The sequence below is a fragment of the Drouetiella sp. genome, assembly GCF_059504425.1.
Window position 1 is genome coordinate 1 of record NZ_JCACIN010000049.1, and the last position, 14,590, is coordinate 14,590.

Annotated in this window: 13 protein-coding genes; 6 read left to right on the top strand and 7 right to left on the bottom strand. The window is 48.0% G+C overall.

The annotated features are described in order from the left end of the window. Positions 1–44: 44 nt before the first annotated feature. The 7 genes from AC5JMP_RS12385 to AC5JMP_RS12415 form a co-directional block, all read right to left on the bottom strand. The gene (locus AC5JMP_RS12385; protein WP_495851779.1) at positions 45–1,049 is read right to left on the bottom strand and encodes an ABC transporter permease; all 1,005 of its coding nucleotides are present in this window, start codon (positions 1,047–1,049) and stop codon (positions 45–47) included. A gap of 56 nt (positions 1,050–1,105) precedes the next feature. Next, the gene (locus tag AC5JMP_RS12390) at positions 1,106–2,764 is read right to left on the bottom strand and encodes an ABC transporter substrate-binding protein (RefSeq protein ID WP_495851780.1); all 1,659 of its coding nucleotides are present in this window, start codon (positions 2,762–2,764) and stop codon (positions 1,106–1,108) included. A 335-nt stretch (positions 2,765–3,099) separates the two neighbouring features. After that, positions 3,100–3,513, bottom strand: a complete 414-nt coding sequence (locus AC5JMP_RS12395) for a helix-turn-helix domain-containing protein (RefSeq protein ID WP_495851822.1) — start codon at positions 3,511–3,513, stop codon at positions 3,100–3,102. A gap of 207 nt (positions 3,514–3,720) precedes the next feature. Next, entirely contained in the window at positions 3,721–4,116 is a 396-nt protein-coding gene (locus tag AC5JMP_RS12400; RefSeq protein ID WP_495851781.1) for a hypothetical protein, read from the bottom strand. Positions 4,117–4,581: 465 nt separating this feature from the next. Further along, positions 4,582–5,217, bottom strand: coding sequence for a response regulator (locus AC5JMP_RS12405; RefSeq protein ID WP_495851782.1), 636 nt, complete (start codon positions 5,215–5,217; stop codon positions 4,582–4,584). Continuing rightward, positions 5,214–6,299 carry a PAS domain-containing sensor histidine kinase gene (locus AC5JMP_RS12410; protein ID WP_495851783.1) on the bottom strand — a complete coding sequence of 362 codons (1,086 nt, stop codon included), beginning with the start codon at positions 6,297–6,299 and terminating at the stop codon, positions 5,214–5,216. The genes AC5JMP_RS12405 and AC5JMP_RS12410 overlap by 4 nt, the downstream gene beginning before the upstream one ends. A gap of 404 nt (positions 6,300–6,703) precedes the next feature. Beyond that, positions 6,704–7,837, bottom strand: a complete 1,134-nt coding sequence (locus tag AC5JMP_RS12415) for an aromatic ring-hydroxylating dioxygenase subunit alpha (protein ID WP_495851784.1) — start codon at positions 7,835–7,837, stop codon at positions 6,704–6,706. A gap of 509 nt (positions 7,838–8,346) precedes the next feature. Between AC5JMP_RS12415 and AC5JMP_RS12420 the strand changes: the two genes are divergently transcribed. From AC5JMP_RS12420 to AC5JMP_RS12445, 6 genes are all read left to right on the top strand, one after another. After that, positions 8,347–9,780: an NCS2 family permease gene (locus AC5JMP_RS12420; RefSeq protein WP_495851785.1), complete on the top strand. Its 1,434-nt coding sequence runs from the start codon at positions 8,347–8,349 to the stop codon at positions 9,778–9,780. Between the two features lie 130 nt (positions 9,781–9,910). After that, complete coding sequence (locus tag AC5JMP_RS12425; protein WP_495851786.1) at positions 9,911–11,035, top strand: DMT family transporter; 1,125 nt, start codon at positions 9,911–9,913, stop codon at positions 11,033–11,035. A gap of 71 nt (positions 11,036–11,106) precedes the next feature. Continuing rightward, the gene (locus AC5JMP_RS12430) at positions 11,107–11,445 is read left to right on the top strand and encodes a hypothetical protein (RefSeq protein WP_495851787.1); all 339 of its coding nucleotides are present in this window, start codon (positions 11,107–11,109) and stop codon (positions 11,443–11,445) included. Positions 11,446–11,853: 408 nt separating this feature from the next. Further along, positions 11,854–13,224 (top strand): guanine deaminase, encoded by a 1,371-nt coding sequence (gene guaD, locus AC5JMP_RS12435; RefSeq protein ID WP_495851788.1) that lies wholly within the window; start codon positions 11,854–11,856, stop codon positions 13,222–13,224. A 61-nt stretch (positions 13,225–13,285) separates the two neighbouring features. Next, on the top strand, positions 13,286–13,777 hold the full coding sequence (locus tag AC5JMP_RS12440) for an SH3 domain-containing protein (protein ID WP_495851789.1): 492 nt from the start codon (positions 13,286–13,288) through the stop codon (positions 13,775–13,777). Positions 13,778–13,802: 25 nt separating this feature from the next. Continuing rightward, complete coding sequence (locus AC5JMP_RS12445) at positions 13,803–14,468, top strand: hypothetical protein (protein ID WP_495851790.1); 666 nt, start codon at positions 13,803–13,805, stop codon at positions 14,466–14,468. Positions 14,469–14,590 lie beyond the last annotated feature (122 nt).

The window sequence follows — 14,590 nt, forward strand, 5'->3', positions numbered from 1 at the left end:
AAAAATGCACTACAGCTAGAGGGCTTGCGTAAGTCCTATCCTGATTACTTATATTGAATTCTGGGATCAAGGAAGGCGTAGGAAATATCGATGAGGAGATTGATTAAGACAAAGACGATCGCCACAAACACCACGCCGCCTTGCACCACCGGATAATCTCTCGCCAAAATGCCCTCATAGATCCAGGAGCCAATCCCTGGCCATGAAAAGATAGTTTCCGTCAGGATGGCGCCGCTCAAGAGCGTCCCAAATTGCAGCCCAATGATGGTGATTACAGGCAGCAGCGCATTTTTGAGGGCGTGCTTCATGATGATCCAACGCTCGATCAAGCCTTTGGCGCGAGCGGTACGAATGTAGTCTTGAGACAGCACCTCTAACATGGCGCTGCGAGTGATGCGGGCAATGATGGCGAGGGGAATCGTGCCTACCGTAATGGCGGGCAAGATTAGATGAGACAGCACATCTAGAAGCGCCGGAAAATTCAGCCGCAGGATTGAATCGAGAATGTAGAACCCTGTGATCGGCTGAAGCTGTACACCCACGCCCAAACGACCGCTGGGGGGCAGCCAGTGCAAATTGACGGCAAATAGATAGATCAACAGCAGCCCTAGCCAGTAGACAGGCATAGATACACCCAGTAGCGATGCACTCATAGCTAAGTTATCAATCCAGCCATTTTTGCGGACGGCCGCCAGAATTCCGGCAGGGATACCTAGCAGCATCGCCACCAGCATGGCAGCCACCGAAAGCTCAAAAGTTGCGGGCCAGCGGATGGCTAACTCCTGAGCGATCGGTACGCCGCTGAGAATGCTTTTGCCCAGATCAAACCGAATGAGTCTGCCCAGAAAAGCAAGGTATTGCAGCGGCAGCGGTCGATTTAGCCCAAGCTGCTCTTGCAAAGCGACAATTTGATCCGGAGTGGCGCGAGGTCCCAGCAAAACTACTGCCGGATTGCCGGGAATCAATTGGAGAAACAGGAATACCAGTAGGGTGATTCCTAAAAGGACGGGTAGAAGATCAAACAGGCGTTTGCCGATATATTGCAGCATGGCAGATGGGGGGATATAAAAACGAGGTCTTTGGATATCCAAAGACCTCGCTAGAACTACTTCTTCTCGATCGCATCAAAGGGTTCTGTAGCCAGCGGGCTGGGCTGCCACCCTGAGATATTGCTGCGCTGCGCCAACAGCGGCTCCGAATGGACGATCGGAATCCGCACCGCCTCTTCGTAGGTAATTTTGTCCACCTCAGCGTACATTTTGGCGCGCTCGGTTTCCTTGCTGTCCTGACGAGCATTCTCTAGTAGGGTAGCGACCCGATCGCTCTTCCAGTTACCAATGTCCTTGGTGCCGCTGGGGCTGAAGTGGTAGTAGAGGAAGTTGTCGGGGTCGCCATAGTCGCCTGTCCAGCCCATCATGTAAGCCTGAAAGCCCGGAGCTTTGAGGCGATCGGCTAGATACGCCGCCCAGTCTTTGGTATTGAGCTTGACCCGAATGCCGATCGCTCCCAAGTCTGCGGCAAAGGCTTCGGCGATCGGTTTGGGAGTGGGGTAATAGGGACGTGAGACAGGCATATACCACAGCTCTAAGTCAAAGCCGTCGGGATAACCTGCCGCCGCCAGCATCTCCTTGGCTTTGTCAGGGCTGTACTCATACTCCTTCAGGCTGGCATCCTGGTAAGCCTGCATTGAGGGGGGAATAAAGTGAGCGTCCGTTTTTGCCAGACCGGACCAAAAGGAATCGACGATCGCCTTGCGGTTAATCGCCATGGCTACTGCCTGACGCACCTCTTTTTTCTGAAATGGCTCAAAGCTGGGATTGAGCGCCAAGTAGCCCACGTTAAAGGACGGGCGGCGAATCTCCTTCAGGTTAGGGTCGGCTTGCAGCTCTTTTAACTGGTCAGGAGCAATATCTACCGTGAAGTCAATGCTGCCTGAGCGCAGTTCTGCCAGACGGGCGGCAGGTTCTTTGATGGTACGGAAAATCACCTGCTGCATCTTAGGTTCGCCCTTCCAGAAGCTAGGGTTTTTGTCTAGCACGATGCGATCGCCTGATCGCCATTCCTTGAGAATGTAGGGACCTGTGCCAACTGCCGTCGAACTGGGAGTACCATAGCTAGCTCCAGCTTTTTTGATGGCATCGGGGCTGGCAATCCCAAAGTAGTTAGAGGCGATCGCGGCTGGAAATGCGGCAAACGGGTCTTTCAAAACAAACTGGACGGTTTTAGCATCAACGGCTTTCACGTCCTGCAACAGCGAATCTTCGCTGCCTTTGAAGCCACCAAACAGGCTTGACCAAATGGCATAGGTTTTCCCAGCATCGCGGAAGCCCAGCGCGTCTTTTTCGTCCCACCAGCGATTGACGTTAGCCACTACGGCAGCGGCGTTGAGGTCTGTGCCATCATGAAATTTCACGCCGTCTCGCAGCTTGAATGTCCAAGTTTTGCCGTCAGCAGACGCTGACCATTCGGTTGCCAGTCCTGGCTCTAGATCGGCAGTTCCAGGCTTAAAGCGAATTAGTCGATCGTAGATTTGATCCTGAACGTAGCCAGAGTTGCTGTCTTCAAAGTTGCCCGGTTCCAGGTTGACCGGATCGCCGCCTGTGCCAAATACCAGGGCTGTCGCTGCCGGAGCGCCGGATGCGAGGCTGGCGCTGGCTCCAGGGGTAGGGGCGGTACTCTGCTGGGCGCAATTGGCAAGGGTAATGCTGAGGACGGCTGCCAGGGCAAATAAACCCATCTGCCATCGTTTTAGCTGTCGAATCATATTAAATTCCTTTAAGGTCTGAAAGTGATATCTGACTAAGCTTATATGAGCTAGGTGATGCTGAGCGCTGAGATGAATTTTTGTTTGAGAGGGGCGCGGAGCGCCCCTCTCAAACAAAAATTCATCCCTTTAAGGCTATGGGCAACGGGAATAGACCCATTAAGATTCAGCGTCTCAAAGATTGCACTTTTTCACTTAAGGTTCTGTAGCAAAAGGTTCTGTAGCAGAGTACAGCTTTCTCTTTGCTATTGAGTACAGATAGGAGTGATAGTGTGCCGAGCGATCGTCTTCGGTCTACTTTGAGGCGTTGTCCTGATGACAGATGCGGTGCGTCTCTACTGACCTACGGCGTTGAAAAGGATTTCTTGATTGCTGCTAGCTAAATCATTCCGCAAGATTTTTGGGGTTAAGCCTGTATGCTTTCGCATTAAGCGAGTTAAATGACTTTGGTCTGCAAACCCGGTTTGGCTAGCAATATCTCCAATCGACATCTGGGTTTGGATCAGCAAGGCTTTCGCTTTTTTGATGCGCTGAGCCATAACGTATTGGTGTGGAGTCAATCCAGTGGATTGCTTGAAAAGAGTCAAGAAATAGGAAGAACTCATGTTTGCCACTCTAGCGATCGCTTCCAAAGAGACAACGGCATCAAGATGCTGATCGATGTAGTCTATGACAAGCGCGAGTTTATGGGAAGGCAATTTCCTATCTATCGCCTGATCTATCGCTTGATCTATCGCCTGATTTTCCATAACTGCATATTTTCTAACGAGATGCGCGATCAGGGTGTGAGTTAATGATTCAACATAAACGCGATCGGGCAGTGCATCCTGACTCAACTCGGCAATGAGATTCAACGCTAACTGATGGAGCAAGTCATCACGAAGCTAAAGCGACAACAGTTATTTCCCAAGTTCTTTGGCTATTTGCTGATAGTAGGTGAATAGAATACCGCTGCATCAAGACCAAGTGCACTGCTTAGTCATCATGGTTTCTCCATAGTGGGAAACCGTTAGACTGCCAGAACCACCGCCTTGGGTCACAACTTTGTACTCGTAGTCATTGTTATAGAAAAGGTAGGTTTCACCGTCGCGGGTGCCATTAGTTAGAAAAAGACCATCTGTCAAATAGGAGTAGCTGTCGCTAGCTGCACTGCCTTCGGTACGGATGGTGATCGTGTAACCGCCACACTGTAAAGTAGCAATCCGAACATTCTGTTCTTGAGCCAGAAGCATCGGAGCTTGGTCAATGCCAGCACGAGCGGCAGTAGGAACCAACGGGAGACAGAGCAGACCGCCAATTATTACTGAGCCAGCCAGTTTTCGTGCGTTAACGATCGTATTCCAGATAATCATAGGATTCCAGGTTTAAAGGGTACAGGGATATTGCAACGATGATGGGAACCAATAGCAATCTGCCGCTGCGTGAGCCAGCCTGATCTATTCAGTCTTACGTTCCATACTGACATCGCATTGAATATTCGAGCTGACAGTAGCAATAAAAGATAACGAAACAATATGGCATTACGTAATTGAGTTAGGACGAGTTATTTTTTGAGAGCCGCGCGGCTCTCAAAAAATAACTCATTGGATCTAAGCGCGTAGCGCTATATCATCACAGCTCAGGTTATGCAGATGCAAAACTTGAGAACAGAACTAATTCGAGATGACATACCCCTTCGTTGGTGAAAATCGCAAATGAGAATTTGCCTTTTACCTTAGAAAATTCATTAATAGAAGATTCATTAAATGTTGTCGCCAGCTCAACATTGAGTTTTACACCTATCAAAATGTTGGGATAGCTAGCGTACCTCAATTGAATCAAACCGACAAATCCACGATACCCCGCTGTACTGCTGTAATCACCGCTTGAGTGCGATCGCTCACGCCCAGCTTGCTCAAAATATGGCTGATGTGAAATCTAACCGTACTCTCGGCGATGTTCAGGTCAGCGCTGATCTGAGGATTATTTTTACCCTTTGCCATTAAGCGAAGCACCTCTAGCTCTCGATCGCTCAACTCTGACGTGCCCATGCGTTCTGCTAGTTTCGCGCCTATGTGAGGCGGAATGTAGGACTGGTTACGATAGACCGTGCGAATGGCATTTAATAACTCTTCAAGCCGAGTTCCCTTGAGCAGATAGCCCTTTGCGCCTGTTTGCAGCCCGCGATAGATGTCTTCGTCGCCGTCATAAGTCGTTAGTACAATAATTCGAGCCTGGGGAAACTCCGCCCGAATTGCGGCGATCGCTTCCACTCCGCTCACTTCTGGCATCCGTAAGTCCATTAGCGTGACATCGGGTTGGTGTTGACGAAAGAGTTCAATGGCTTCCCTACCATTGAGAGCCTGTCCGACGACCGTGATATCCGGCTCACATTCCAACAGCATGGCTAGTCCTTGACCCAATACGGGGTGGTCATCCGCGAGCAGAACGCGAATAACAGGAGATGAATTCATGAGAGGTTCCCTGAATGACCCATATCTTGATTGACCCATACAAGGATTTCCGTTCCCTGGCTCAGAGCGCTTTGGATGGTCAACTGTGCCCCAATCCGTTCAGCCCGTTCCGTCATTCCCAATAGACCAAAGCCGCTTCCAACAGTGTCCGAAACGCTATCCAGCGCAAACCCTATCCCATTATCCTTAATTTGTAAAACACACTGGGCTGGCTCGTACCTCAAACTCAGCTGAATTTCAGTTGCCTTGGCATACTTGCAGGCATTCATCAACGCTTCCTGCCCAATACGAAGTAGATGATGCTCGGTTTCTGGGAGAAGCGAATAGGGCGTTCCCTCTTGATTAAAGACAAGCTGCATTGGACTGTGGGCGAACATCTGCCTAGCCAACTGACAGAGGGCATTGTAGAGATCGCCATCTTCTAAATAGAGAGGGCGCAAAGCGGTAACCGATCGCCGCGCCTCGGATAGTCCAGACTGAGCTAAGTCATAGCTGGTTTGAATGCATTCTTGAGCAAGGATAGGATCGATCGTCAGCTTACGCGTGGCAACATCCAGGTGAACAATAATGCTGGTAAACGCTTGGGCTAGCGTGTCATGAATTTCGCGGGCTATGCGGTTGCGTTCTTCAAGAACAGACGCGGCTTCCGCCCGTTTGCGATCGCTGAGATCTAACACAAAGCCGATCGATCGCTGCTGCTCTGCATCAAAAACGGCACAACCAAACAGCACTGGAACTCGGCTGCCATCTTTACGGTAATACTCTTTCTCAAATGCGCTGCAAACTCCCTGAGTTTTTTGTTCTGCGATCGCTTGCTGATCCAGTTGAACATACTGCGGTGGAGTCATGTTAGCCCAATTCATCTGATTTGCGCTCAGATCATCTTGGGTATAGCCGACCATCTCCAAGAAGGCATCGTTGGCTTCAAAAATAGCTCCATTAAAATCAGCGACATAGACCCCAAGCACATTAGATTCAGCAAAGCGTCTAAATTTAGCTTCGCTCTGTCGCAAGGCTACTTCTACCTGCTGACTCTCTTCCAACAAATCGGTTCGCTGTCTCTGCAAGGTTTGCTGACTCATCAGAATACCTGTGAGCATTCCCAGGAAAAAGGCTGCCAGACAGAGAAAAAGCGCTATGTGGAGATTGGATTCAACCCACTTTAAGAAGATGTCTGAGAAGTGCAGATTGCTACCCAAATCGCCCCCCAAATCCCTCAATTCTAGGGGACTTTGAACAAGAACTGGCTCGAAAGTCTCGCAGAATTGGGGGGTTGAGGGGCGAATGCAGAACATTTGATACTTTTCAGATAATCTCTAAAGCATTGATTTTGAAGAACACAATCGCAACTTGATGATTTAGCTCTCAAAGCTTAATATTTTCCATTTCCCTCTACTCTGCACCGCTCTAAAGTAATAATTCCTACCCTCTTATTTAGGGCGATCGCCCTTTGCCGCCAGTTGAACCCTAAACGATTTTAGCTGTTCTATGAGTGTAGTATTTTGATTGAGACATGGTTTTGATTAGGCTTGTCTTGATTAGATGTATTCTGATTAGATTTATTCTGATTGGATTGATCAGAGAATTCTGTTACTCTGCCTAGATTCTGCTCTTTGGTATATTCCACCTCACCCTGCGCTTTTAGGAGAGCCGCTATCTTTTTCCGCATCATAATTCCAGGTTTGTCTGTGAACATATGCTGTTCCTGGTTTAGACTTAGCGGCACATCATAATCAGTCGATTCTAGAATCCGCTTGTCTTCTAAAGTAACAGCTCGATCGAAGGCAATTACATCTTGGCTGGGTGTATCTGTCTCCGTATCGTTGCGGAGGCAAAACTGTACCATCTGAGAAGTTGAGTCATTAATAGGCGTCATGGTATTCACGATGACATGAGCCAGTCCGTTAGGATAATTAATCCGCAACCTAACCGTAAACGGCATGAACCAAACCATATCTAAAGTACGAACTGTTTGTTGTTCATTCATGCCTAGATTCTGTTGCTGCAACTCTGGATTGACAACGCCTAGAGTCCCCCGTACTTGGAGTCCCCATTCAGTTTCAGTCACTTCTAGCACATCGGGAATAGGATGGTTTTCGCTACCAAAGGTTGCGGTGTGAACGAAGGTTGGATGAGCCAAGTCAAACTCGTTTTCCATCACGCGTAATCCAGCGCATCGCCACGGTTCGTAAAACTCATGAATTAGACGGAAGGCAGGATCAGTTGCTTCAGCGATCGTCGGAATGTCCGTCAGGGGTTCTCCTAGACAAACCCAGACATAGCCATATCGCTCCACACAGGGGTAAACCTGTATTTGGTAACTCGCAGGAATTGCCTGATCTGGCTTCAGTTGTGGAACATGAACGCAAGTGCCACAGCCGTCAAATTGCCACCCATGATAAGGGCATGAAATATTGCCGTTAATCACAGTGCCCAAGGAGAGTTGAGCCGATCGATGGCAACAGCGATCTTGAGCGGCGATCGGTCGATCGTCTGAGTCTAGCCAGAGGAGAATTTTCTCGCCTAGTAATTCAAATGTCTTCAACCCATCTGATAAATCCGCAATAGGAACAACTGGATACCAGAACCGACGCAATACAGACTGTTGTGTGACTAACATTGCAGTACTATTCCAGACCTCCGCATAAAAAATGAATCCACTTAAACTGTACCAAGATGCGAAAAAGCAGAGAGGTTTAGTTTTACAATTTCTTAACTGTATACAGTATACATAACAAATTTTATCGGGTAATTTTGTATCGTTGAGAACTTTAGAAGAGCAAAATTCAGAGATGACTGCGGCGCGAGTAGAAAAACTATCAAAATGATGGTTTGTTGTTAGCAAATTGTTGGCAAATTGTTAGTAGATTATTAGCAAGTTTGATGAGTCATACAGAGCTATAGTTTTATTGAAGCTAAATCGTTTGAGCAAGAGCATAGAAAAATAGTTAAATACTCTAAAGTAAATGGATTGAGCAGAGGGTTAGTTTGCGGCAATATTGTATTAAATGTGACAACTAGAGCCTGACAATCTTCTTATTATTTGAGCAAAATAACGCCTTGCTAAATTTTTGTTAGTAAAAGCCGGAGTTGCACCGGAGTTACACAAGTTGGTGGGAGAAAGCTGCTTTGAAGACAGATATTGACATTGAACGATTAGATCCGCCCCAACCTCCCCCCTATAACGGTTGGCAAACTGCGATCGCGAATTACTTTAAATTTAATTTCTATAAAACAGGGTTCAAAACAGAAATTCTGGCGGGCATCACCACCTTTATGACGATGGGATACATCTTGGTGGTAAATCCCATCATTTTGTCAAACGCCATTTTTCTGGAAACACCTGGCGATTTATTTTCTCAACTCGCCGTGGCTACTGCGATTGCATCGGCAATTGGCACTTTTTGCATGGGGTTTTTCGCGAACTATCCTTTTGGGCTAGCTCCAGGGATGGGCACAAACGCCTTCTTTGCCTTTTCCGTCGTCATTGGACTTAAAATCGATTGGCGATTGGCATTATCTTGCGTATTTATTCAGGGTCTAGTCTTCATTGTTTTAACGTTCACCGACATTCGTCGCCATTTGATTCAGGCAATTCCTTCCTCCATTAAGCACGCGACAGCAGGCGGAATTGGTCTGTTCATTTCCTACATTGGTCTGTCGGGCGCTGTGAACGAGGGGGGTGCAGGATTAATTGTGGCAAATGAAGCAACCAAAACCGCCTTCGGCAGCTTTGCCGAACCTAATACGCTAATGGCGGCAATTGGGCTGCTGATCACCGCAGGACTGGTGGTGCGGCGAGTCAGAGGAGCGCTCTTGCTGGGTATTATTGCAACGGGTTTACTGGCGTGGATCTCAGGAGTTGCGCCCTGGCCCAAAGGCATCTTTGCTTTTCCAGAGCTTCCCCAGGCGCTAATGGGACAGGCGATCGGCGGTCTTGCCCAACTGAATAGCCAAAACTTTATCGACTGGCTGGCCGTGCTGTTTGTCTTCTTGTTCGTCGATATTTTTGACACCATTGGAACATTGACGGGTGTGGGAATGCGGGCAGGCTATATTGGTCGTGATGGTCAGCTTCCACGGGCAAACCAAGCGCTGATGGCAGATGCCTTTGGAACAACTGTTGCACCTTTACTCGGAACCTCCAGCGTCACCGTATATGTAGAGTCAGTAGCGGGTGTTGTTGAAGGCGGGCGAACGGGCTTCACTGCGATCGTCATCGGCGCTTTATTTGTGGTCGCGCTGTTCTTTATCCCACTCTTCGCGGGTATTCCAGCCTTTGCCACCACGCCGACACTCGTGATTGTGGGAGCAATGATGCTGTCAGAGATTAGAGAGATTGATTGGGACGATATGGCGGTGGCGATTCCAGCCTTTCTAACGGTTTTTATGATTCCTCTGACCTACTCGATCGCCGAGGGATTGTCGATCGGGTTTATTAGCTATGCAATTCTCAAAACGTTCCAGGGCAAAGCGCGTGAAGTGTCATGGGGTACTTGGATCATTGCGGGTATCTTTGTCGCTCGGTTCATTTTCATGACGCTACGATTCGGTCGCAGTTAGTGGTATCAGAAGGGTAAGGCTTTATGGTATAACCTTCAACATTTTTTGAGGTAGACCTTACTCCTAGAGCCAACACTGGCTGTCTTTTCCTTCTCGTCGAAACCTTTATCAGAAACGTTGACATAAGCTCATGCAGATACAAGTAAAACAATCAGACTTTACTCGATCGCCGCTCTTTCTCATTGCTCCTTTCTTCTTCTTAGGAACGGCGATGGTCGTGATGAAGTTCATCATTCCCGACACAACACCGCTCTTCCTTGCCGCCTTTCGCCTTCTGCCAGCAGGTGTCTTAATCTTGGGTGTTGCAGCCCTCATGAAGCGCCCTCAACCTACAACTTGGCAGGCATGGCTATGGATCGGCTTATTTGCCCTTATCGATGGCGCCATCTTTCAAGGCTTCCTCACTGAGGGATTGGTGCGTACGGGAGCCGGGATAGGCGCTATTTTGATTGATGCCCAGCCCTTGGTGGTTGCCTTACTCTCAAGGTTTCTATTTGGCGAGTTAATTGGACTCTGGGGCTGGCTGGGTTTGGGCATTGGGCTAGCAGGCATCTGCTTGTGTGGCTTACCTGCCTACTGGTTCTTTAATCTCCTGAAAAATCTGGGAATTTCTGTTCCTTATGCTGTTCAAGCGGTTTTGAGCAGCAGTGATAGCTTGGTTAACTCGCAGCCTGTTGTTGCTTCTGGATTTAACATTCAAAATCTGCTAAACAGTGGCGAATTACTAATGCTGTTGGCAGCTCTAGCCATGTCCTTTGGCACCATCATTATTCGTTACGTCAAGCAACATGCTGATCCGCTTGTGGCAACGGGCTGGCACATGATCTTGGGTGGGCTACCGCTTGCAGTGCTGTCCTTTATCTGGGAAGACAGCCAGATAGTAAACCTTCACGCTGGAGAATGGGCTGGATTAGGCTATGCGACGGTATTTGGCACAGCAATCACCTACGGAATATTCTTCTATCTGGCATCAACGGGCAATATGACCAGCGTTAGCGCTCTCATTTTTCTGACTCCGGTTTTTGCCCTACTGTTCAGCAGCTTACTTCTAGATGAGACGCTATCTGGACTGCAATGGATTGGTGTTGCTTTAACGCTAATCAGCGTGTATCTGGTGAACCAGCGCGACGAAATTGCTAAGAAGTTTGCAGGGGATGGAGCGATCGCCCCAGCGATTACAGTGACAAACCCTGCTAGTTCAGAAACATCAACGCCCCTTGTTGCTGAAAATACAGCATTAGAACAGGATGCATAGCTGAATAGCAAGATCTTTTAATGAACTAGAGATGGTATCGTATACAAGTTTGGTACATTAAGGAGAACATAATGATTCGTCGATTGATTTTGGTTGCTATAGGTGTTTTCTTTGCTATGGCTACATTAATTGCCAGTCCTGCATCGGTTAATGCAGCAGGATTTTTGGATCGATTCCAAGGAGTACAGCAATCGAATCAAAAACTTCAAGAAGATCAAAGCTCTAAACAAGAGGAATATTTACAACAGAGTCAGTACGCTCAAGATAAACAGGCGGATCAAATGCAGCAGGCAGCTCAAGGCAAAGACGGACAGTACAGCTACTCTAACAACCAGGCAAATCAGCCGGACTCCCAGAATGCTGGACAGTCTGCTCAGGTAAAATCAGAATCCGCTGCTACCCCAGATTAAGTTAAGTGCTATTTCAATGCGTAGTTCATTCGCTTAACTTAGAAGGGTTTTAAGCCCTTGTTTAGGATGGTGGATTACATAACCTGTACAACCGATCTGCTGTAGGGGCTTAGCAATGCTAAGCCCCTACCCCAAGAATTACTTGAAAAGCCTGATAGCAACTTAAATCGCCCTCTACATCCTCCAATTCTGAGGGGCAAATGCAGAACTTTTGATACTTTTCAATCATCTTCTTAGATCCTTCTTTCAAACCTGCTGGAGAATTAAAATTGCGCGCGTATCGCTGTCGCTAGTTTGCTTAGTCGCTAGTTTGTTTAGGACATTTTTGGTGGGGCGCTTCGCGCCCCACCAAAAATGTCTCCGTCCTAACCGCTTTAGCGGTTGCTCTATCTGAATCTTTGAACTGACATGGCAAGCCTTGCTCAATCCCCACAACATTCTCTTAAGGCGTTTCGCGGCTCCTTTCTAGATTTTATTGATGATCCTTTCCATAGCTCTGTATCAGAAAGTGTCCGTTATATTTCTGATGGATTGCTGATTTTGGAAGACGGTAAGATCAAGGAGTTAGGAGCCTACGACGTTCTGAAGGATAAGTATGCGGCGATGCCCATCACTTCGTACGTTGGGCGACTGATCATGCCAGGGTTCATCGATACTCACATTCATTTTCCTCAAACTGAAATCATTGCTGCCTACGGTGAGCAGCTTTTGGAATGGCTGAATCAGTACATTTTCCCGACTGAAGGTAAGTTTAGCGATAAGGCTTATGCTCAGAAAGTTGCTTCTATTTTTCTAGATGAGCTACTGAAAAATGGAACAACAACGGCTCTAGTGTTTACTGCGGTATTTCCAGTCTCAACTGATGCGTTTTTTGAAGAGGCAAGCCGTCGCAATCTCAGAATGATTGCAGGCAAAGTCATGATGGATCGCAATGCTCCAGATTTTTTGGTGGATACCGCAGAAACCTCGTATCAAGATAGTAAAGCCCTCATTCAGAAGTGGCACAAAAACGGGCGTCTACTGTATGCCGTTACGCCCAGGTTTGCGATTACCTCTACGAATGAGCAGCTGCGTCTTGCAGGAAAGCTGCTGGATGAATTTCCAGATGTTTATCTGCACACGCACATTTCTGAGAATCTGAACGAAGTGGCATGGGTGAAAGAGCTATTTCCAGAGAGCAGTGGTTATTTAGATGCCTATGACCAAGCTGGGCTAGTGCGAAGCCGCTCGGTATTTGCCCATGGAATACACCTGACGGATCAAGAACTTAAGCGGCTGTCGGAAGCTGAATCAGCGATCGCCTTTTGCCCAACCTCCAATCTGTTTCTCGGCAGCGGCTTATTCAAAATTGAGCAGGCGAAGTCGGCAGAACACCCAGTGAAAGTAGGGTTGGGAACTGATGTAGGGGGCGGTACCAGCTTTTCGCTGCTACAAACAGCAAGCGAAGCCTATAAAGTGGCGCAACTGCGACAGCAAAAGCTTTCTCCTTTTCAGGCGCTGTTTTTGGCAACGCTGGGGGGAGCAAGAGCGCTGTCACTAGGCGATACGATCGGCAATTTCGATCCGGGAAAGGAAGCTGACTTTGTTGTGCTAGATCTGCGCTCCACGCCGCTAATGGCGTTCCGCAACCCAGAAACCATTGCAACTTCAATAGATGAACTGGCAGAACAAACATTTACGCTGATGATGTTGGGCGACGATCGCGCCATTGAGGCAACTTACATCATGGGGGAACCCGCATACGAACGGGAGGCTAAAGCTCAATCCCTTAGTACTTGAAGTAGCAGTAGTTGAAGTAGCAGTAGTTGAAGTAGCAGTAGTTAAAGTAGCCCTTAAAATCATGACCTTCAAACCATTCATTGTTTCAGTGCTGATGGCAATTGCTGTGATTTGCTCAACTGTTCTTGTGCCGTTTGCATGGGCGGATAATAGCAGCAATCAAAGCAACCAGAGCCTGAACCAGCCGAGTGTGCTAGTTGCACCGGAGCCAGATTTTGAGATTAACGTTTATCCCAAGCCAGGAACCAACAGGCAGCGAGTTGGGTATGGACTGGGGGGCGATCGCGTCACCGTCCTTGAGCAGGTGGGGAGTAATGAGGGCTACCTGTGGAATTACGTGCAGTTTTCTGATTCGCCGATGCTAAAGGGATGGATTCGGGAAGAGTTTGTTACCTCTGATACTCAGAAAATTCGCCAGCCTCAGAATAGTAGCAATCAGCGCAGGGGGCAGGGCAGTAGCTTGCAGGCAGACCCAGGCTATTGGGGCGATCGCCAGAGCCAGCATCAAGGGAATCAACGACAGGCACGCTCCAGCCAATACTCAGACCACTAGAGCCAGACTACCAGAGAACGCCAGCATGAGCCTTCCGACCGATGAAATTTCTCCTGCAAGCTTGGTCGTTGAGCATACGGTGTCTAGAGGAAAAGGCTCAGCCTTTAAGCGATGGCACGCCGATCTAACTGATTCTGCAAAGCATCACGAAGGATACATCCGTACCGATCTTTGCTCTCCAGTTCAAGGTTCTCAGCTTAAGTGGTATTCTTTAATTCACTTTGATTCTCCAGAGCATCTGCACAGCTGGCTTAAATCAGAGGATCGGGAAAAGTTGCTTGAATCCGGGCAGCAGTTCTTTAGAACCTACCGCTTCAAGTCGTTTAGCACTGGGCTAGAGGGGTGGTTCTCTCAAAAAACAGGATCAGAACAACTAGGCTTAGGGTCACCCGCCTGGAAACAAAATCTAGCTGTTATCCTAGGACTGTATCCTACTGTAGTCATTCAAACATTATTGTTTACTCAGTTTAGTATTGCCCAAAATTGGTCACTGGCAAACTCCATGCTGCTGAGTAACTTTATCTCATCTTCTACTCTAACCTGGGTGGTGATGCCCCTCGTATCACGGCTGCTGAGTTTCTGGTTGCAGTCTAAGTACGAACCGATACCAAAGCAAACGAACGCGCTGGGAATATTCTTAATTGCCTGTGCGCTTACATTCATGAATTCTATTTTTAATCATGTTCAGTAGATTGCAAAGCACGACATTACTTTTCGGTTTTTGGGGCGCGCAAAGCGCGCCCCAAAAACCGATTTGCGATCTACTGATGTTTGAATAATCAGCTGTTTGAAAATCTAATCCTGGCAGGATTA

Excerpts from the sequence above, each read along its gene's own strand:
- AC5JMP_RS12385 (WP_495851779.1), bottom strand. The coding sequence starts at position 1,049 with ATGCTGCAATATATCGGCAAACGCCTGTTTGATCTTCTACCCGTCCTT.
- AC5JMP_RS12390 (WP_495851780.1), bottom strand. The coding sequence starts at position 2,764 with ATGATTCGACAGCTAAAACGATGGCAGATGGGTTTATTTGCCCTGGCA.
- AC5JMP_RS12395 (WP_495851822.1), bottom strand. The coding sequence starts at position 3,513 with ATGGAAAATCAGGCGATAGATCAAGCGATAGATCAGGCGATAGATAGG.
- AC5JMP_RS12400 (WP_495851781.1), bottom strand. The coding sequence starts at position 4,116 with ATGATTATCTGGAATACGATCGTTAACGCACGAAAACTGGCTGGCTCA.
- AC5JMP_RS12405 (WP_495851782.1), bottom strand. The coding sequence starts at position 5,217 with ATGAATTCATCTCCTGTTATTCGCGTTCTGCTCGCGGATGACCACCCC.
- AC5JMP_RS12410 (WP_495851783.1), bottom strand. The coding sequence starts at position 6,299 with ATGAGTCAGCAAACCTTGCAGAGACAGCGAACCGATTTGTTGGAAGAG.
- AC5JMP_RS12415 (WP_495851784.1), bottom strand. The coding sequence starts at position 7,837 with ATGTTAGTCACACAACAGTCTGTATTGCGTCGGTTCTGGTATCCAGTT.
- AC5JMP_RS12425 (WP_495851786.1), top strand. The coding sequence starts at position 9,911 with ATGCAGATACAAGTAAAACAATCAGACTTTACTCGATCGCCGCTCTTT.
- AC5JMP_RS12430 (WP_495851787.1), top strand. The coding sequence starts at position 11,107 with ATGATTCGTCGATTGATTTTGGTTGCTATAGGTGTTTTCTTTGCTATG.
- guaD (WP_495851788.1), top strand. The coding sequence starts at position 11,854 with ATGGCAAGCCTTGCTCAATCCCCACAACATTCTCTTAAGGCGTTTCGC.
- AC5JMP_RS12440 (WP_495851789.1), top strand. The coding sequence starts at position 13,286 with ATGACCTTCAAACCATTCATTGTTTCAGTGCTGATGGCAATTGCTGTG.
- AC5JMP_RS12445 (WP_495851790.1), top strand. The coding sequence starts at position 13,803 with ATGAGCCTTCCGACCGATGAAATTTCTCCTGCAAGCTTGGTCGTTGAG.